Genomic DNA, 18,565 nt, shown 5'->3' with positions numbered 1-18,565 from the left:
TGCCCGGGATCGGCGAGAGGCTCATGGCCCCGCGACACCTCGTCGAGGGACGAGCCGGTGACCGTACTCAGTCCTAACGCTCCATCCCGCGTGGGAGCCCGGAGGTGAGATCTCTCGGGCTCCCCGACTCTGACCCGACTTGGGCCACGGTTGGCTGATTCGACGGCCGGCAAGGCTGTGACCTGGGGTGTTGTGCCGGGAGGCACGCACTAACCGGGTCGGTTCTATGGTGTCGGCTGTGGCGTATGTGCGGACGGTGAAGACGGCGTCTGGGGCGCGGGCGGTGCAGATCGTGTACTCCCCGCATCGAGGCTCGCGGGACATCGAGCACACCGGGTCCGCGCACACCGATGCGGACCTGGAACTGCTCAAGGCGGTGGCGCGGCAGCGGCTGGCCGCGGGGCAGGGCTTAGTTGGACCTGCGCCTGCCGGGTAGTCCGGCCAATCAGGGGGCGGTGTTGCCGATCACCTCCTCCCGCATGGGGCACCTGCTGGACGCGCTCGGCCGTGGCTACGGCGTGTTGGGTTCGCCGCCGCGACCGGCCGGGACGAGGTGTTCAAAGCCCTCGTGCTGGCCAGGATCATCGAGCCGACCAGCAAGCTGGACTCCCTACGGGTCCTTGCCGAGGCGGGTATGGACCCGCCGTCCTACCGGACCGTGAAGCGGCGGTTGCGCGTCTACGCCGACGCCGATCAAAATCCGGACGACACCGACCACGACGGCAACGTCGCTGGTCCAGAGCCTGTGCCTGTCGATCCCGGTGGCGGGCCCGGCTGGCACGCGCCTGCGCCGCGCATGTGCGTCTCGGGCCGGCGACGTTGCTGCTCTACGACGTCACGACCTTGTACTTCGAGACCGACGAAGGTGACGGGTTCCGCGAGCCGGGGTTCTCCAAGGAACGCCGGCTGGAGCCGCAGATCACCGTCGGGCAACTGACTGACGGGGCGGGATTCCCGTTGATGGTGCACGCGTTCGAGGGCAACCGGGCCGAGACCAGCACCATGCTGACGGTCCTACGAGCCTTCCTCGACGCGCATCGTCTGTCCGATGTCACGGTCGTAGCCGACGCCGGGATGGTGTCGGAGGCGAACAAACGCGCGATCGAACAGGCTGGGCTGTCGTTCATCCTCGGCGCCCGCGTCCTGGACGTGCCCTACGTCGTCGCGGCGTGGCGGAACGCCCATCCCGACGCCGAGATCCCGGACGGACACGTGTTCATCCAGCCCTGGCCCGCCGGCCCCGCAGACAACCGCCGAGACCACACGTTTTTCTACCAGTACAAGGCAGATCGGGCCCGACGCACCCTGCGAGGGATCGACAACCAGGTCGCCAAGGCCGAGAACGCCGTCGCCGGCAAACAGCGGTCAAACGAAACCGGTACGTACGCCTGACCGGCGCGACCAAGAGCATCAACCGGGCGTTGGAGGCCAAGAACCGGGCCCTAGCCGGGATCAAGGGCTACGTCACCAACATCCCGAACCCCGACCCGCAGCAGTTCATCAGCGCCTACGGCCGGCTGTTGCAGGTCGAAAAGTCGTTCCGGATGAGCAAGACAGACCTGGCCGCCCGACCGATCTACCACCACAACCGCGAATCGATCGAAGCGCACCTGACCATCGTGTTCGCCGCCCTGGCCGTCCCGCTGGATCGAGAACACCACCGGCTGGACCATCAAACGCTTCGTCACCACCGCCCGGCGCTACCGCACCACCCAGATCCAAGCCGGCGACCACACGATCACCGCCGCCGACCCCTACCTGACGACCTCCAAGCCACAATCAAACGCCATCCACGGCACGCACTAATTGGCCCAAGTCGGGCTAACGCTCCATCCCGCGTGGGAGCCCGGAGGTAAGATCTTTCGGGCTCCCCGACTCTGACCGATGGGGTGGTTAACGCACTCCGCCATGGAGTGTGGTTACCTGCCCTCGTACGCCCGGCAGACCTCGTCGGTCGGGCCGTCCATCTTCAGCACGCCGCCCTCAAGCCAGATGGTTCGTTCGCAGGTGTCCCTGATGGAGCTGAGTGAATGGCTGACCAGAAAGACCGTGCCCGCATTTGCGCGTAGCTCGCGGACGCGCTGTTCACTGCGGACCCGGAACTTCCGGTCTCCGGTGGCCAGCGCCTCGTCGATGAGCAGCACGTCGTGCTCCTTCGCGGCGGCAATGGCGAAGCGTAGCCGTGCCCCCATCCCGGAGGAGTAGGTGCGCATCGGCAGGGACGCGAAATCCCCCCGCTCGTTGATGCCGGAGAATTCGATGATCTCTGGGGTAATGCGCTTGACCCGCTCCGGAGACATTCCCATCGCCAGGCAGCCCAGCGCTACGTTTCGTTCGCCAGAGAGGTCATTGAGCAGGGCCGCGTTCACGCCGAGTAGTGAGGGCTGTCCCAGCGTGTAGACCGCACCCCGGGCCGGCGGGAGTAGTCCGGCGATGGTCCGCAGCAGGCTCGACTTGCCGGATCCGTTGCTACCGATCAGACCGATGGCCTCGCCCTGGTAGGCAGTAAAACTGACTCCCTTGATCGCGTGTACCTCGCGAATGTTCGGAGTGCTGGTGCGAGACACGATGCGTTTGAGGGCGGCGGTGGCGCCGGTGTTGGCCGCGGCGCCCTTGTGAATTCGATAGATCACATGGACGTCATCCGCGATGACGGTGGGAACGCGCTGCGAGTCCACCATGCTGGGGTCCGTTGGGGCCTGGGTCTGCTCAGCCACGTCCATACTCCTTCTCCCCGCGCCAGAAGTAGACGAATCCGCCGATGCCGACGACGAGTGTCCAGGCCAGGGCCGTCCCCCAGAGCTGCATGGGTGCGGCGACCAGGTTATCTCGGTTCGACTCCAGTAGGGCGTACCGGGCCAGCTCGATGTAGATCAGCGCCGGATTGGCCTCCATCAGGGTCGCGGCCCAGTCTGGTAGGTGATCGCGGAGCAGCGATACCGGGTAGAGCACGCCGGAGGCGTAGAGCCAGGTACGGAGCACGAACGGCATGATCTGCTTGAGGTCGGTGACCTTGGAGCCGAATCGTGCCATCACCATGGTGAGGCCGATGTTGAAGATTGTCTGCAGGAACAGAATCGGGGCGAGCAGTAGCCAACGGAGGGTGATCGGCTCGCCGGTGAGCAGCACGATGGCGGCCAGGACCACCATCGACATGAGTAGCTGCTGGAGCTGCACCAGGGTGACCGTGATGGGTAGGGCGGCTCGCGGGAAGTGCAGGGCCCGGATCAGTCCGAGATTGGCGTTGATCGCACTGGTGCCGTTCGCCACCGCGGTTTGGGTGAAGATGAAGACGAACACACCGGTGCAGAGGTAGGCGATGAAGTTATCTATACCGCGTCCCTGGGACAGGATCACGCCGAAAATCAGGTAGTAGACCGCCGCGTTGGTGATCGGGGTCAGTACCTGCCACAGTTGGCCGAGCCGGGTGTTGCTGAGCGACGAGGCTACCTTCGCTCGGGAATACGCGGTGATGAAGTGCCGGTATGCCCAAACCTGGCGGGTGTAATCGCGCAGGGGTGGTCTGTCGTTCGCGACCTTCAGCCCGTGCCGCTGCGCGAGCTCGGCGGGGGTCAGCCTGGGGTCGAGGTTGGCCACCGCGGTGTTGGCCATGGTCGAGCGCTCCGATCTTCTGTGCCATTGGGGAGCAGGTGGTTCGCGTTACAGCGACGGGCGGGCGTTGTCGGCCTGGGAGGCGCCGTGCTGCTGCCTGGAAGTTAGTGTACGACGCGTCGCGACGCAACCGTACCGTCGTTACGGTACCTTGTTGACGTGGTGGTCGAGAAGAAGCGCTCCCCGGTCGGTGCCGCGGTGCTGCGGGATGACATCACCGTGGCCATCCGTGGTGCGGTCGTGGCGGAGCTGGCCGAGGTGGGCTATGGGCGGCTGTCAATCGAGGCGGTAGCCCGGCGGGCTGGGGTGAGCAAGGCCGCTGTCTATCGCCGTTGGCGTTCGAAGCTCGATTTGGTGCTGGATCTGGTCTCCGCAACGGCTGGCCGCAACCTGCCGCTGCTCGACACCGGCAGCCTCCTGGGTGACCTGGAGCTTCTGCTTCAGGTAATGGCTCGTGCGCTGCAGCACCGGATGGCCCTGCAGATCATCCCGGACCTGCTCGCCGAGGCGGCGCGTACCCCACAGATCGCCGAGAAGCTCCACCAGACGCTCGAGGACTACCAGCGGACGATAGGTCTCGTGGTGATCGGCCGGGCGGTCGAGCGCGGCGAGCTGTCGGCCGCCACCGACCAGCGTCTCGCGGTGGACCTGATCGTCGGGCCGATCTACTGGCGGCTGGCGATCACCCGGACCCCGTTGGCAACCGCGGAGGTGCGCCGGGCAGCGGAAATGATTGTGGCCGCGCTGCAGGTGGCTGGCGCGGGGCCCGACACCGCCGAGGCGGAGGTATGAGGTTGGTGCCCCAGCGCGGGCGCGTCAACCAAGGCTGCGCTCTCCCCCGAACCGGCGCCATCTGCGACCATTCGTGGTCAACGAAGGCGAGAGTTGGGGGCACCGGGTGCGGATCCTGCTTGTCGAGGACGACCACCGGGTGGCCGCCGCGCTCACGGCGGCTCTGACCCGGCGCGGTTACCAGGTGGAGCACGCGGCGACGGTCGCTGCCGCGCTCCGCGCAGCCCCATGCGACCTGGCCCTGCTGGATCTCACCCTGCCCGACGGGGACGGCACCGACCTGTGTCGGGAACTGCGGCGGCGCAGCAACCAACTCGGGATTATCGCGGTGACTGCGCGGGGGGAGGAGCGAGACCGGGTGCTGGGGCTGCGGATCGGTGCGGACGACTACGTGGTCAAGCCGTTCTCGATGGTGGAGTTGCAGGCCCGGATCGAGGCGGTGCTGCGCCGCGCCGCCCAGGCCGCGCCAGAGCGCAACCTGATCGAGGTCGGTCCGCTCCAGATCGATGTGGCGGCCCGGACGGTCCGCATCCACGCCCAGGAGGTGGCGCTGACCCGTAAGGAGTTCGACGTGCTCCTCTCCCTGGCCCGCCAGCCCGGGTCCGCCGTGCCCCGCGATCGGATTCTGCTCGACGCCTGGGGCACCACCTTCGCCGACCGGCACACCGTCGAGGTGCACGTCGGCTCGCTCCGCGGCAAGCTGGGCGATCCCGGCCTGGTGGAGACCGTACGCGGGATCGGCTACCGGCTGCGGAACGGGTGAGGCGCGGTGCGCCGCCGCCTGGTGATCAGCTATCTGCTGCTGATGGTGCTGGTCCTGGTTGCCCTGGAGACCCCGCTCGCGGCCACGCTGGCCAGTCGGGAGACCGAGCGGGTCCGCGCCGACCGGCTCGCCGACGCCACCCGCTTCGCGTCGTTGGCCGACGCGGCGCTGCGCGGCGGCAGCACCGGCCCGATCGGCAGCGAGTTGGACCGCTACGACGAGCTGTACGGCATCGGGGCCGCGGTCGTCGACCGGGACCGGCGGACGGTGGTCGCGTCGTCGAGCTGGCGACCCGCCTCGGGCACCCGGGGGGCGCTCGACGTGGCCCTCTCCGGCCAGCAGGCCAGCGGGCCCGACTCGGTGCTGCCCTGGGTGGACGCCCCGATCGTCGTCGCCGTGCCGATCAACGACGGCGGCGAGGTCCTCGGCGCGGTGGTCACCACCACCCCCACCGATCGGATCCGGGAGGCCGTCACCACCTGGTGGCTGCTGCTCGCCGGTGCCGGCCTGCTCGCGGTGCTGGCCTGTGTCTCGACCGCGTTCGCCCTGGCCGGATGGGTACTGCGACCAGTCACCGAGCTGGACGCGGTGACCCACGAGATCGCCGAGGGCGACCGGAACGCCCGCGTGCAGCATCGGCAGGGCCCACCCGAACTGCGCCGCCTGGCGGCGAGCTTCAACCACATGGCCGACGCCGTATCCGACGTGATGGATCGGCAGCGGGCGTTCGTGGCGCATGCCAGCCACCAACTCCGCAATCCGTTGACGGCACTGCGGTTGCGGGTCGAGGAGCTGGGGCCCAGCCTGGGTGACCCGCAGGGCGAGGCCGAGCACCAGCTTGCCCTGGCCGAGACCGACCGGCTGGCGCTGGTGCTGGATGCTCTGCTCACCCTGGCTCGGGCCGAGCGGACGGAGAACCTGCGCGTGACCGTTGACGCGGCAGCGGTCGCCGCGAGCCGGGTGGCGGCGTGGGAGCCACTCGCGCGCCGCCGGGGGATCACCCTGCGGCTGGACCCCGATGCTGCTCCGGCGTATGCGACAACCGTGCCGACCGCCGTTGACCAGGCGCTTGACGCGTTGATCGACAACGCGGTGAAGTTCAGCGCCGCGGGGGGTGAGGTGACGGTGGCGGTTCGGGGCCGGGAGGACGGGACGACCCTGCAGGTACGCGACACCGGCCCGGGTATGACGGCCAGCCAGCTCGACCAGGCGACCGAACGGTTCTGGCGGGCGCCGGAGGCGCAGAACATCGACGGTGCCGGGCTGGGCCTGGCCATCGTCGCCGTCCTGGTGGACGCCTCCGCGGGGCGGCTCAGTATGCGTCCGAACCAGCCTCATGGCCTGATCGCTGCCCTCTGGTTTCCCGCGTCGCTGCCCATCGCCGCCGACGACGGGGAACAGGAAGCGTCCCGCCCCGCGGCTCGGTGCTGACCGGTGGCTACGGTTTGACCGCGTTGTACCAGACCACCGCCCCGGGGTGCAGTGGTAGGGGCGTGGTGTTGATGGCCGAGCGCGGACTCATCCGGCCGGCTGCGGGGTGCGCCGACGCCAGTTCCTCGCGTCGCTCCATCAGGAGCCGGGTCAGGTCCCGGACCAGTCCCGCTGGCAGGTCGGCCCGGACGATCAGGTAGTTCGGGTTGGCGACGGTGGTCACCGGGTCCACCCCGTACACCGAGCGGGGAACGTCCCGGGAGACGTAGAAGCCGGGGTGCTGGGCGCGCAGCGGCGTGCTCCACTCGCCCAGGTCGACCAGTTGGACGCCCCGTTGTGCAGCCAGCGTCGCTACCGCCCCCACCGGTAGGCCGCCGGAGAAGAAGAACGCGTCAATCTGGCCTGCCCGCAGCGCCGTCACCGAGTCGTCCAGGCCGAGCCGTTCCCGGCGTACCGCATCCCCGCCGAGCTGGGCGACATCGAGCAGTCGGGACGTGGTGATCTCGGTGCCGGAGCCGGGTGCCCCCACCGAGACCCGCCGGCCCCGCAGGTCGGTGAGGGTGCGGATGCCGCTGGTCGGGGTGGTGATGAGATGTAGGAGGTCGTCGTAGACGCGGGCCACGGCGGCCATCGTCGGCGGCGTGGCCGCGACGGTGGGGAGCGCGTCGGCCTGGGTGAAGCCGAGTTCCGCCGCGCCAGCACTCACCAGCTGGATGTTCTCCGCCGACGCGGCGGTCACCAGCACCTCAGCCTCAACGTTCGGTAGCTCCCGATTGAGGATGGTGGCCAGTGACTGACCGAAGGCGTAGTAGACGGCGGTGGGACTGCCGGTGGCGATGCGGATCTGCACGGTTGGCGGCGGGCCGTGCTGGCATCCGGTGAGCCCCGGCAGCGCCATCGCCAGAAGCAGTACGGATAGCACCGCGTCGCGTCGGCGACCTGGGATTCTGATCACGCGCTGCACTGTGCGTCGGACGCGTGGTCGGACGCAACCCGGATGGTCCGCCGATCCGGTCCCGGCGCTCGATCCGCCCACCCACCGATAAGATCAGCTGTTCGCTAGCTCGGGGGCGGTGGCCCCAGCTCCGTGGCCTGCATGATGCGTACGCGGGCCGGCCCGTGCGGCACGCTCACCAGATAGCAGCCGGTGCCAGGGCGCAGTATCGCCGGTGCGTCCAGCAGGGCGGCGCTCCGGACGAGAATCGCCGCCAGGTCCCGGTCGGTCACCCGGATCCCGAGAATGTGCCGGCGGATGTGCCGGCCACCGGCCAACAGCGCGGCTCGCCAGGCCGCTGCGGCCAGCTGGGTCCGCCCCACTCGTCGGGGGAGGGACGCGTCGCGCACCGGCGCACCGATGAGTTCCCCACGTCCCCGGCGCCAGCTGGCACCCAGGATGGCGGCGTACCCGGGTTGTTGGGCCGGGGCGATGGTCAGCCGGTGCAGCTCGTAGCGGCGACGCAGCCCGCCGACGGCAGTTTCGTGCGTGACCGGAACCTCGAGCTGGTGGAGCAGGTGGCGGAGCCGCTGCGCCGCGTCCTCGCGGTTGAACTCCACCCGCGCGGGCGTGTGGACGGGGGCGCCGCGCTGGCGTCGGGCCGCCGTCGGCGCGGTCACGCAGCGCAGGAGACAGGCGGCCTCGAACGCGGCGGTCAGGGTCCGCCAGTCCAGCGGCGGCGGGGTCGACGCTGACCGGGGGCGGTCCAGCAGGGTCGGGTTCACCGTGGGACTCCTTAGCGGCGTCGGATTTCCCCTACGGTGGCGGCTGTCACAAGCGTAGGGAACCGATTGGGCCAAGCCTTGAGGAAATCTTGCGGGTGTGGCGGCGGTTGTCGACGGTCGCCCTACTGCCAGGGCCGGAGCGGTGTCTCCGGGTGATACACCCGATACTCATCGACGTCGGCGAGGAGAGCGGCGTCAGCTCGTTCGCCCAGCAGTTGGCGCAGGCGTTGCTCCTGGCGCGATCCGGTCTCCACCACGTATCCGGGCCGGCTCGCCACCGCCACCCGGTCCCAGTAGGCGGGGCGGCGGTTATTTCCCGGGTTGAGCTCGTCGTCAAGGACTCCGCAGGCCACCTCCTCGTCCGTGTTGAAGATCAGCCGGTTGCAGGTCCAGTAGGTCCCGTAGACCTCGTGGGGACCGGACACCCGCAGGGTGTTCGCCAACTCCCGGGCGGCGCGTTCGTTGGCCCGAGAAGCGGCGGTGCCGGTGGTGATGAACAAGACCGTGACCAGCGAGGCGGTGACGGCGAGGGCGGCGAGGAACGCCGCGGCGAGCGTGCCCGCCAGCCGACCAAACACACCGGTGGTGCCCTGTAGGGCCGCGACCGCCGCCTGCCAGAGCGGCCACAGCACCGCGGGTAGGGACAGGTGCAGCAGCGCCAGGTAGCGGGCGTTAGCGAGGGGATCCGTGGCGGCGACCGAAGTGCGGGTGTACGACAGGAGGGTCAACGCCGCGCCGACGACCAGCGCGAGGTGCACGACCGGGGCGACCCGCGCGGCCCGTCCGGTGGCCCGCCGATACGCGACGACCGCGACCACGGCCGCGATCACCAGCAGCGCCGGGTAGAGCAGGCCGAACCCCTCCAGCCAGCGGCTGCACCCGTTGACGGGGCAGAGCCCGGTGGCCAGCGGCACCCCCTCCAGTACGGCACCGGAGAACCGTTGGGCCAGCGGTGGGTCCGAATCGTCGTGCACCTGACTGAGCACCGACAGCGGGTCCGTACCCGGGCCGGCGGTGCGGTAGTACGCGATCATCGGTGCGACGCCGAGCGCGAATCCGGCGACCAGCAGCGCGCCCGCCCAGCCGAGCAGGTCGCGGCGGGCCGCCCACAGCAGCGCTAGAGTGGCGGCCCCGACGTAGGGCAGGAGCAGCCAGTCGGACCAGACGGCCACCCCGGCGAGCAGGCCGAACAGGCCGACAGCCAGCCGGCGGAGCCGGAGCGTCCCCCGGGCCAGCCCCACCACGACCAGCAGCATCAGCAGCACCGCCACCTTCCCCTCCGGGCGCCCGCCCACCGCGGTCAGCTGGTCCCGGATCACCCGCTCTGAACCGAGCGCGAGTAGGCCGACGATCAGGGTGGCGAACCAGGGGGAGCCGATTCGGCGGGTCAGCCGATGGATCAGCCAGAGGAAGAGCGCGTAGAGGGCCAGCAGCGGCAGCCGGAGCGCCAGCCAGCTCGGCCCGAAGAGCGCGAGCAGGGGCGCGGCGAGGTACGACTCCAGCACCCCCATGTAGTGCTGCCCGTACAGGAACACGGGCCGCTCCTGGCCAGCGGCGATGTGTAGGGCGGCGAGTCCGAACGTCGCCTCGTCGCTGTTTGCCGGCGGGATCGTGGCGAGCGTGAGGAGGAGCCGGTACCCGGTACCAGCCACCCCGAGCACCAGCGCGACGAGCGCCGGCGGGTCCAGCCGCCGGCGCCACCGCCCACGGCGCGGTAGAGGTTGCGACACGACCAAGCCCCCGTCATCCCCTCACCGGAGTCTGTCACAGGCGCCCGGCGGGCCGGAGCGGTTCGCTGCCGACCCATTCGCCCGGCGTGGTCGCGGCTGGGCGGGGCCCGCCCCGTTCGCCTGGCGTGGTCGCGGTAGGTCGGTTGTGGCAGGGTGGCCGTGTGCCACCGACTTCCGCCGGCCAACTGGCCGTACCTCAACTACACCGGGCTGCGCGGATGGAGGACGCGGTACACCGTCTGGTCGAGCGGCGGCTCCGGCGCACCGGTTGGCGGATCCACACCGTGGCCTACCCGGGCTACGGGGCCCCGGGCTGGGTCCGGGTGATGTGTCGGGTGCTGTTGCGGCGGCCGGACAACCGACAGCGAGGCCGGCCGGAGAAGGTTCGGGGCTGGCGTAGCTTCGCCACCCTGCCGGCCAAGCACGTCCAGGTGGACATCGAGTCGGGGGGCGAGCGGCACGAGACGCGAACCGACCGCAGCGGCTTCGTGGACACGACTGTGCCGGTGGACCTGCCCCCGGGCTGGGGATCGGTGCGGATCCGAGTCCCGGAGGCCGAGCCGGTCCAGGCGCCGGTGCGGATTCTTGACCCCCGGGTGCGCTTCGGGGTGATCTCCGACGTTGACGACACGGTCATGGTCACCACGCTCCCCCGGCCCCTGCTGGCCGCCTGGAACACGTTCGTCCTGGACGAGCATGCCCGGGCTGCGGTGCCCGGGATGGCCGTGCTGTACGAGCGGCTGGTCACCGCCCACCCCGGCGCTCCGGTGTTCTACCTGTCCACCGGCGCCTGGAATGTAGCGCCGACCCTGACCCGGTTTCTGTCTCGGCACCTCTATCCGGCCGGGCCGTTGCTGCTCACCGACTGGGGCCCGACGGCGGACCGGTGGTTCCGCAGCGGCCGGGAGCACAAGCGGGCCACCCTGACCCGGCTCGCCACGGAGTTCCCGGACGTGCGATGGCTGCTGGTCGGCGACGACGGTCAGCACGACCAGGAGATCTACCGGGAGTTCGCGGTGTCCCACCCGGACAACGTCGCCGGGATCGCGATTCGCCGGCTCTCCCCGACCCAGGCGATGCTCGCCGGCGCGCTGCCGTACTCAGCCAGCGACCGCGTCTCGACTCCGCCGGTGGGGCAGGAGTGGCTCTCGGCGCCGGACGGGGCCGGGCTGTGGCACCTGCTGCGGGAGGCGGGCCTGGTCTGAGCCGCGGGTCCACCGGATCTTGATAGCGTCGAGGCACGGCTGATGTGGCCGGGACGAGGAGGTCACGTGGTGAGCACGCACCCCCGCGCGGGCCAGCCAGCCCAGCCAGCCGACCTGGTGGACGTGGCGATGCTGGTCACCGCGTACTACGCGGAGCACCCGGACCCGGCGGACCCGGAGCAGCAGGTCTCCTTCGGTACCTCCGGGCACCGGGGGTCCGCACTGCGGAACGCGTTCAACTCCGATCACATCGTCGCGATCACCCAGGCGCTCTGTGACTACCGGCGGGAGTGCGGCCTGGACGGCCCGCTCTTCCTCGGCCGGGACACCCACGCGCTATCCGCCCCGGCGGCGGTCGACGCGCTGGAGGTGCTCGCCGCCAACGAGGTCCCGGTCCTGTTGGACAGCCGGGACGGATACGTTCCGACGCCGGCCGTCTCCCACGCCATCCTGGCCCACAACCGGGGGCGGAGCAGCGGGCTCGCCGACGGCATCGTGATCACCCCGTCGCACAACCCGCCGGAGGACGGCGGGTTCAAGTACAACCCGACCCACGGGGGCCCGGCGGACACCGATGTCACGACGCGGATTCAGGAGCGTGCGAACGCGATCCTCGCCGCCGGGCTCAAGGAGGTGCGCCGCATCCCGTACGCGCGGGCGCGCACCGCCGACACCACCGGCCGGTACGACTTCCTCGGCCACTACGTGACCGACCTGCCGTCCGTGCTCGACCTTGACGCGGTCCGGTCAGCCGGCGTCCGGATCGGTGCTGATCCGCTCGGTGGGGCCAGTGTCGCCTACTGGGGCGAGATCGCGGACCGGCATCGGCTGGACCTCACCGTGGTCACCCCGACCGTCGATCCGACATGGCGGTTCATGACCCTGGACGGGGACGGCCGGATCCGAATGGACTGTTCGTCTCCGAACGCGATGGCGTCGCTGATCGCCGCCCGGGACCGATTCGCGGTCTCCACCGGTAACGACGCCGATGCCGACCGGCACGGCATCGTCACCCCGGACGCCGGTCTGCTGAACCCGAACCACTACCTGACGGTGGCCATCGCCCACCTGTTCCGGACCCGGACGCGGTGGGCGCCGGACGCCGCCGTCGGCAAGACCCTGGTCTCCTCGTCGATGATCGACCGGGTCGCCGCCGACCTGGGGCGCCCGCTGTTGGAGGTGCCGGTCGGCTTCAAGTGGTTCGTGCCGGGCCTGCTCGACGGCGCGGTCGGCTTCGGTGGCGAGGAGAGCGCCGGTGCCTCCTTCCTGCGTCGCGACGGCAGCACCTGGACCACCGACAAGGACGGCATCCTGCTCTGCCTGCTGGCATCCGAGATCATCGCCACCACCGGCCGGAGCCCGAGCGAGCACTGGGCGGAGCTGGCTGGGCGGTTCGGCGCACCCGCGTACGCCCGGATCGACGCTCCCGCCAGCCGGGCGGAGAAGGCGGTGCTCGGTCGACTCTCGCCGGAACAGGTGACGGCTACCGAGCTGGCCGGTGAACCGATCACGGCCACGCTCACCCGAGCACCGGGTAACGGGGCCCCGATCGGCGGCCTGAAGGTCACCACCGAGAGCGGTTGGTTCGCCGCCCGCCCTTCCGGCACGGAGGATGTCTACAAGATCTACGCCGAGTCGTTCCGGGGGCCCGAGCAGCTGGCGCGAATCCAGGCGGAGGCGAAGGAACTGGTCTCGTCGGTGCTGGCGGCGGCTTCGGGCCGGTGAGTCAACGGTGCGGCGGGGGGTGCCACCGTCGGCTCATCTCCCCGCGGAGGCTCTCGGGGAGGAGCTCGCGCAGCTGCTCGGGCAGGAGCGGCAGGTCCAGCAGGCCCAGCTTGAGCTGGTTGCGCTCTCGGTAGCGACGTGGGTCGAGGCGCACCACCAGGCCGGCGTCGCGGTGGTATCTCACCTCCACCGCGCCCTCGGTCACCGCGTCCTGGATCACCTGCCCGTCCATCTCCACCGCCATCGGCGCGGAGCCCGGGGCAAGCTCCAGCCGGATCTGCTCGTCGGGGGAGAGGACCACCGAGCGGGAGATCCCCGCCATCGACGCGGACGGGGTCACCACCACCACGTCGCTCGCCGGGGAGACCAGCGGTCCGCCGGCGGCGTAGCCGTACGCCGTTGACCCGGTCGGTGTGCTCACCACCAGCGCGTCGCACCGGTAGTAGCCGTACCGCTGCCCATCCACGGCGAGGGTGGCGGTGACGAAGCCCGCGCCGGGCCGGCGAACCAACGCCACATCGTTGAACGCGACCACATCATCACCGCAGACCGCGCAGGCCAGGCAGCTGTGCCGCTCCACGGTGAAGTCCCGGTTGGCCAGCCGGGCCAACGCGGTCGGCAGGTCCGGTGGCTCGACCTCGACCAGGAAGCCAAACTGGCCCAGATGCACCCCGAGCACCGGTTTCGGGTCGCGAACCGTCGAGCGCAACGCGCCGAGCATGGTGCCGTCGCCGCCGACACTGATTAGCACGTCGCTGGTCGGGGCCACCTGCTCGGTGGGCAGCGCCTCCACCGTCGCCGGTACCCGGTGCCGGTCCGGCCCCCGCACCGCCAGCGTTATCCGGTGCCTTGTCGCCCAATCGACGATGACGTCGACCACCTCGGATACGTCCCGGGTCGGGTGCAGCACCAGTCCGAGCCGGATCTGATCCATCTGCCCAGCTCACCACATTCGGGCTGGCCCGGCGGGACTTCGTCGGCCGCCGACGGTGCGGTTGGCCCGGACACCCCGCCCGTAGCCACGCGGGCGCCGGCGGTCGCTGCGGACCGCCGGCGCCGCACCACGAGCCGTCAGCGGCGATCCGCCGCGAACAGATGGTCTATCGTCCGCTGGACCAGGTCAGTCCGGGCTTCCGGAGCCAACCCCTCCAGGCCGAAGCCGAGGTAGACGGTGTCCGCGGTGACCACCGCCGACCCCTCCGCGAAGGCCTGCTGGCTGCGCCCCCAGTTCTCCGTCGTCTCGGCCGAGCCGGGCGGCGGGCCGGCCAGCGCCCAGTCACCCAGGTCCGTCTCGAACGAGGTGTCGCTGACCGTGGCGCCGTCCACGATCACCCGGGCGTCGTCAAGGAAGACCCCCAGACCCTGCGTGCTCCAGTCCGAGATGTATGAGATCGACAGCTCGACCTCCGTACCGGCGTACCCGGAGAGGTCGACCACGAGCTCCTGCCAGCCGCTGGAGGCGCCGGTGATGGCGTTCCAACTGCCGGTGGTGCCCGTCGGCGAGCAGTCCTCGCCCTGGTATCGGGCGAGCCACGGGTGTAGCGCCTCGACCCAGCCCGACTCGCAGCTGTCCCCGGTGTCGGTGCTGGTCCGGCCGTTGGCGTCCGGCAGGGTCGTCCAGCTGTCGCTGCCCACCTCGTGCGCCTCGACGATCAGGTAGTCCCAGTTCGTCTCGATGTCGTACGAGGTGAAGAGGCGCAGCTCGGCGGCGTTGGCGCCGGTGAGGTCAACGGTCTGGGTGAGCCGCTTGTACGAGTTGTTGGTCTGGCCGCTCCACAGGTACCAGTCACCGGTACGCGGGTCGAACGGCGCACCCCCCGGCCGCTCCCAGCCGAGCGGCGCCGCGCTGTCGAACTGCGGGAACTGCTCCGGTGGCAGGAAGCCCGACGTGGTCAGGAACGACGCCGTGTGCTCCTGGTTCTCCGCCGAGCCCGGTGCGTTGAGCGCGCCGGTGAAGCCGGTGAACCGGTCGTCGGTGCCGGTTACCGGGTACGGCCCGGTCTCGCCGGTGCCACCGTCACTCACGTAGGTGAAGGCCCCCAGCCAGTACTGCTGGAAGTCGTTGAGTACCGGCAGGCACGTCTCGTCGTTGGAGTCGGTGCACTCCGCCGGCCCGTTCGGCTGGTAGCTGTAGCCGCCGTTGGCGGCCTGGGCGTAGAGCGCGTACTCCCCGCTGAGCAGGAGCTTGCCCCCCTCGTTCAGGTAGTCCCGGACGGACAACTCGGTCTCCACCGCCGCCCGGGCGATGGTGCCCGGTACCTGTCCCGGAGAACGCGGGATGATGTCGTCACCGGTCTCCCAGAGCACCATCTGGTAGTGCGACAGCACACCCAGGTGGTGCGGAGCCTGGCGACCCATCGTGTCAAAGTCGTACACGTCGCTGGTGCGCCCGGCCGCGGTCAGCGCGTCGGCCATCTCGTCGGCGTACTTCGCGCTGGTGGCGTCCTGGTCCGGGACCGGCCCGGTGACATCCTCCACCGCCAGCACCAGGACGTCGCCGCCGATGTCGTCGTGCACCTGGTAGGTGAAGCGCTCGCTGGTCACCTTCCCCGCTTTGGGCTTCTTGCCGCTGAACCAGACCTCGACCTGGTCGCCGGGTTTGGCCCCCCGCACCGTGCCCCGCAGCTCGGCGTAGTAGTCGTCGTGGGTGTCGCCGTAGCGCTCACCGCCCTGCCACTCGCGGACGCGGACCGTCTTGGTCCGGCCGTCGTTGATCGTGTAGTGCATCCGTACGTTGCGTAGCGCCCGTCGGGTGATCGAGGCGACCTGCTGGTCGCGGCCGTACGACGTGTCGAAGGCGTCCACCACGAAGTCCGGGGTGCTGCGGCCGACCACCGACACCGGCTCGTCCGGTTCGTGGGCCGACTGCGCCACGGCCAGGGCGAACGGCAGGTTCTTCGCCACCTCCGCGGAGATCAGTTTTTCGTCGTCGGGGAAGATGAAGCCGCTGACGCAGTCCTCCGGTAGCCATTCGTCGTCCGGGTCGGAGGCCGCCGCGGCCTGACAGGTCGACATCTCCGGGGTGAAGCCGAGGGTGCCGTAGCGGACCGTGGCGTGCGTGTCGGTGTCGCCGTTGGTGGTGTACAGCTCGGCCGAGATGTCCGGGTCGTAGCCGGGTACGGCCGGGTTCTCGTCGTCGCCGACCATCGCCTCATAGATGATGTCGTCCGGGGTGGGGGTGGCTACCTGCCAGCCCACGCCGTAGAGCAGCAGTTGGGCGGCGGAGTGGTAGTTCACGAAGAACTCGAAGCCGACCCGTCGGAACAGCTGGTCCAGCGCCTGGGTCTCGGGCTCCGAGTGCGGGCTGGGGCCCCGGTAGGTGTTGCTGTTCGGGTCGGGGGAGGAGCCTTCGTTGTCGTATCCCCACTTGTAGCCCCAGTTGCGGTTCAGGTCGACGCCGTCGGCGGTGCTGATCTGTCCGTCGCCGTCGTTGTCCCGTAGGTTCTTGCGCCAGAGCCGGTTGCCGGGCGTGAAGGTGTGGTCGTAGCCGTCCGGGTTGGCGACGGGCAGGAACCACAGCTCGGTGGTGTCCACCAGCCGGGTGATCTCCTGGTCCGTGCCGTAGTTGTCAAGGACGTGGTGCATCAGCCGCCGGGTCATCTCCGGCGTGATCCACTCTCGGGCGTGCTGCGCGCTGGCGTACAGGACCGCCGGGCGTTTGCCGTCGCGGGTCCGGTCCGCGTTCTTGGTTACCTTGACGGCGAGGATCGGCTGGCCCTGGTGGCTGCGGCCGATCGTCGTCACCTTCGTCAGCTCTGGGTAGCGGGCGGCGGTGGCGGTGATCTCGTCTCGGATGCCGCCCGGCTCGCTGTAGGACCGGAAGGCGGACCAACCGGTGGCGGCCTGCTCCCGCAGCGCCTCGCTGGCCGGCTTGCCCCGTACCTTCTTGACCTCCAGCTGCACGCCCTGGCTCGCCAATCGGGCCGCCTGCCGCTTACTCAGAACCGTCTCGACGCGGACGTCGCCGGACCGGTCGGTCTCGGTGTGCTCGTGGCCGAGGTCGGCCCCGGCCTGCCGCAGCTTTTCCAGCTGCTCCGGGCCAACCGTGCCGACATACACCTCCAGACTGTCCCGGCTGCCCGGTTCGGACCCCGGTTGTGCGGTTGCCGGTGCGGTCAGCGCCAACGCGCCGACCAGGGTAAACACGCCGGCAATCGCCAGCCGTGTGCGCCTCATCGCGCCTCCTGGGATGGAAGGGCCTGTGCCGCGAGCTTTCGCCATCCGTCAACGGCTGTCAATCAAACGTCTGGGTGGCTCTTCGCGATGGAGCGGGAACACTGAGGCGCGTCACCGCCGGGGTGGCGCCTCGCTGCTCAGCTCGCCCAGGGTCAGCCGGCGTCGTCCAACCGCCGGCGCAGCAGCAACCGCAGTGGCACCGACTCGCCGTCACGGCCGCCCGCGCCGACGACCAGCGGCGCCGGGCTGGGCTGCGGGTTCGCGCCGAAGAGCCGGGCGCGAAGGCCGCCGGGTACGACCAGGAGGTGGAATCGGCCGTCCACGTCCACCGCGCGGCTGCGGGCCCGATCCACGTACCAGCCCCGCAGCCGGGTCCGGTAACGCCCCCGGCCCCCGTGCCCGGTCGCCGTGAGCCGCTCGGGTGGCAGGTCGCGACGGCGGGCCTCGGCCACGAACTCCGCGACCAGCTCGGCGGCCTCCGCCTGCTCGGCGAGTCGTCGGTGCTCCTCGGCCGCGGCGTGCGCCGCTATCGCCCGTCGTCGCTGCTCCCGCCAGTCCCGGCTCTCCTCCACTCCCACGTCTGTGACGCTACGCCCCCACCCGCCGCGCTCGCCTGGGGCGGTGTTGCGGTGGTGGCGGTTAGGCTGGCTGGCCATGGGAGTGCTCACCTTCACCCTCAACCTCACCCTGGACGGGTGTGTTGACCACCAGGAGGGGATCGCCGACGACGAGACGCACGCCTTCTTCACCCGTCTCATGGACGCGGCCGGGGCGATGCTGTGGGGGCGCGTCACCTACGAGATGTTGGAGAGCTACTGGCCGGCCGTGGCCCGTGGCGAGCGGGAGGCGCCGTCGGCCATGCGCGAGTGGGCGGTCAAGCTGGAGGCCAAGCCCAAGTACGTGGTGTCGTCGACCCGCACGGACTTCCCGTGGACCAACAGTCACCACATCGCCGGCGATCTGCGCGAGGGCGTGCAGAAGCTCAAGGACGCGACGGCCGCGGGGGTTCTCCTCGGAAGTGGCAAGCTCGCGACCGAGCTCGACCGGCTGGACCTGATCGACGAGTACAAGCTACTCGTCCATCCCAGGATCGCCGGCCACGCCCCGACGCTCTACCAGGGCGGGCTGCCCGACCCGCGCCAGCTCGAACTGCTCTCGGCGGAGCCGCTCCGCAACGGCGTGGTGGCCGTGCGCTACCGCCGCGCGCACTGAGTCAAGGAGTCCGTCGCCGCCAACGCATCGGCGGGATCGCGTCCTCCTCGCGCTCGCCGCGCAGCGCCGCCAGGAGGCCCTCACGCTGATGTGCGCGGTGCTGTTCGACCCGGCCGATGGCCGCGTCGAACAGCACCCGCGCTCACACCACCGGGCGCAAGCCCGGAAGCTCGAATCGTTGTATCAGCTGCAACGCGGCC

At 70.3% G+C, this 18,565-nt stretch carries 18 protein-coding genes; 8 read left to right on the top strand and 10 right to left on the bottom strand.

Annotation, left to right across the window (positions count from 1 at the left end; genetic code table 11):
• The first annotated feature begins 238 nt into the window (after positions 1–238).
• Together SALPAC3_RS29510 and SALPAC3_RS29505 are read left to right on the top strand one after the other, a co-directional pair.
• Positions 239–436, top strand: a complete 198-nt coding sequence (locus SALPAC3_RS29510) for a hypothetical protein (RefSeq protein ID WP_456300018.1) — start codon at positions 239–241, stop codon at positions 434–436.
• 71 nt (positions 437–507) lie between these two features.
• The gene (locus SALPAC3_RS29505) at positions 508–1,392 is read left to right on the top strand and encodes an IS1634 family transposase (protein WP_456300017.1); all 885 of its coding nucleotides are present in this window, start codon (positions 508–510) and stop codon (positions 1,390–1,392) included.
• Positions 1,393–1,442: 50 nt separating this feature from the next.
• Here the strand turns inward: SALPAC3_RS29505 and SALPAC3_RS29500 are convergent, their stop codons facing one another.
• The 3 genes from SALPAC3_RS29500 to SALPAC3_RS0105840 all read right to left on the bottom strand — a co-directional run bounded on the left by SALPAC3_RS29500 (position 1,443) and on the right by SALPAC3_RS0105840 (position 3,612).
• Complete coding sequence (locus SALPAC3_RS29500; protein WP_018220332.1) at positions 1,443–1,673, bottom strand: hypothetical protein; 231 nt, start codon at positions 1,671–1,673, stop codon at positions 1,443–1,445.
• Positions 1,674–1,919: 246 nt separating this feature from the next.
• Positions 1,920–2,723: an ABC transporter ATP-binding protein gene (locus tag SALPAC3_RS0105845; RefSeq protein ID WP_018220331.1), complete on the bottom strand. Its 804-nt coding sequence runs from the start codon at positions 2,721–2,723 to the stop codon at positions 1,920–1,922.
• The gene (locus SALPAC3_RS0105840) at positions 2,710–3,612 is read right to left on the bottom strand and encodes an ABC transporter permease (RefSeq protein WP_018220330.1); all 903 of its coding nucleotides are present in this window, start codon (positions 3,610–3,612) and stop codon (positions 2,710–2,712) included. The genes SALPAC3_RS0105845 and SALPAC3_RS0105840 overlap by 14 nt, the downstream gene beginning before the upstream one ends.
• Before the next feature lie 159 nt (positions 3,613–3,771).
• Here SALPAC3_RS0105840 and SALPAC3_RS0105835 point away from each other — a divergent pair, with 159 nt between their 5' ends.
• From SALPAC3_RS0105835 to SALPAC3_RS0105825, 3 genes are all read left to right on the top strand, one after another.
• Positions 3,772–4,404 (top strand): TetR/AcrR family transcriptional regulator, encoded by a 633-nt coding sequence (locus SALPAC3_RS0105835; RefSeq protein WP_018220329.1) that lies wholly within the window; start codon positions 3,772–3,774, stop codon positions 4,402–4,404.
• Between the two features lie 73 nt (positions 4,405–4,477).
• On the top strand, positions 4,478–5,167 hold the full coding sequence (locus SALPAC3_RS0105830) for a response regulator transcription factor (protein ID WP_232430465.1): 690 nt from the start codon (positions 4,478–4,480) through the stop codon (positions 5,165–5,167).
• 6 nt (positions 5,168–5,173) lie between these two features.
• Positions 5,174–6,598, top strand: a complete 1,425-nt coding sequence (locus tag SALPAC3_RS0105825; RefSeq protein WP_018220327.1) for a sensor histidine kinase — start codon at positions 5,174–5,176, stop codon at positions 6,596–6,598.
• A 7-nt stretch (positions 6,599–6,605) separates the two neighbouring features.
• Here the strand turns inward: SALPAC3_RS0105825 and SALPAC3_RS0105820 are convergent, their stop codons facing one another.
• The 3 genes from SALPAC3_RS0105820 to SALPAC3_RS0105810 all read right to left on the bottom strand — a co-directional run bounded on the left by SALPAC3_RS0105820 (position 6,606) and on the right by SALPAC3_RS0105810 (position 10,047).
• Complete coding sequence (locus SALPAC3_RS0105820; protein ID WP_026185273.1) at positions 6,606–7,562, bottom strand: TAXI family TRAP transporter solute-binding subunit; 957 nt, start codon at positions 7,560–7,562, stop codon at positions 6,606–6,608.
• A gap of 95 nt (positions 7,563–7,657) precedes the next feature.
• Positions 7,658–8,317, bottom strand: coding sequence for a hypothetical protein (locus SALPAC3_RS0105815; RefSeq protein ID WP_018220325.1), 660 nt, complete (start codon positions 8,315–8,317; stop codon positions 7,658–7,660).
• Positions 8,318–8,439: 122 nt separating this feature from the next.
• Complete coding sequence (locus SALPAC3_RS0105810; RefSeq protein WP_018220324.1) at positions 8,440–10,047, bottom strand: hypothetical protein; 1,608 nt, start codon at positions 10,045–10,047, stop codon at positions 8,440–8,442.
• Between the two features lie 218 nt (positions 10,048–10,265).
• On the opposite strand from SALPAC3_RS0105810, the gene SALPAC3_RS0105805 reads away from it, so the two are divergent.
• Both SALPAC3_RS0105805 and pgm read left to right on the top strand, forming a co-directional pair.
• Positions 10,266–11,252: an App1 family protein phosphatidate phosphatase gene (locus SALPAC3_RS0105805; RefSeq protein WP_018220323.1), complete on the top strand. Its 987-nt coding sequence runs from the start codon at positions 10,266–10,268 to the stop codon at positions 11,250–11,252.
• A gap of 66 nt (positions 11,253–11,318) precedes the next feature.
• On the top strand, positions 11,319–12,977 hold the full coding sequence (pgm, locus tag SALPAC3_RS0105800; protein WP_018220322.1) for a phosphoglucomutase (alpha-D-glucose-1,6-bisphosphate-dependent): 1,659 nt from the start codon (positions 11,319–11,321) through the stop codon (positions 12,975–12,977).
• 1 nt (position 12,978) lies between these two features.
• Here pgm and SALPAC3_RS0105795 read toward each other — a convergent pair whose 3' ends face one another.
• The 3 genes from SALPAC3_RS0105795 to SALPAC3_RS0105785 form a co-directional block, all read right to left on the bottom strand.
• On the bottom strand, positions 12,979–13,911 hold the full coding sequence (locus tag SALPAC3_RS0105795) for an NAD(+)/NADH kinase (protein ID WP_018220321.1): 933 nt from the start codon (positions 13,909–13,911) through the stop codon (positions 12,979–12,981).
• A gap of 137 nt (positions 13,912–14,048) precedes the next feature.
• Positions 14,049–17,153 (bottom strand): M14 family metallopeptidase, encoded by a 3,105-nt coding sequence (locus tag SALPAC3_RS0105790; protein ID WP_018220320.1) that lies wholly within the window; start codon positions 17,151–17,153, stop codon positions 14,049–14,051.
• Positions 17,154–17,305: 152 nt separating this feature from the next.
• Positions 17,306–17,725 carry a hypothetical protein gene (locus SALPAC3_RS0105785; RefSeq protein WP_018220319.1) on the bottom strand — a complete coding sequence of 140 codons (420 nt, stop codon included), beginning with the start codon at positions 17,723–17,725 and terminating at the stop codon, positions 17,306–17,308.
• Between the two features lie 82 nt (positions 17,726–17,807).
• Here SALPAC3_RS0105785 and SALPAC3_RS0105780 point away from each other — a divergent pair, with 82 nt between their 5' ends.
• Positions 17,808–18,365, top strand: coding sequence for a dihydrofolate reductase family protein (locus tag SALPAC3_RS0105780; RefSeq protein WP_018220318.1), 558 nt, complete (start codon positions 17,808–17,810; stop codon positions 18,363–18,365).
• 1 nt (position 18,366) lies between these two features.
• Here the strand turns inward: SALPAC3_RS0105780 and SALPAC3_RS29055 are convergent, their stop codons facing one another.
• The gene (locus tag SALPAC3_RS29055; RefSeq protein WP_018220317.1) at positions 18,367–18,501 is read right to left on the bottom strand and encodes a hypothetical protein; all 135 of its coding nucleotides are present in this window, start codon (positions 18,499–18,501) and stop codon (positions 18,367–18,369) included.
• Positions 18,502–18,565: the final 64 nt, after the last annotated feature.

This window comes from Salinispora pacifica DSM 45544 (assembly GCF_000378845.1).
Classification (GTDB): Bacteria; Actinomycetota; Actinomycetes; order Mycobacteriales; family Micromonosporaceae; genus Micromonospora; species Micromonospora pacifica.
Note: the sequence above shows the minus strand (reverse complement) of the source record. Positions and strands in the feature narration are given on the sequence as shown.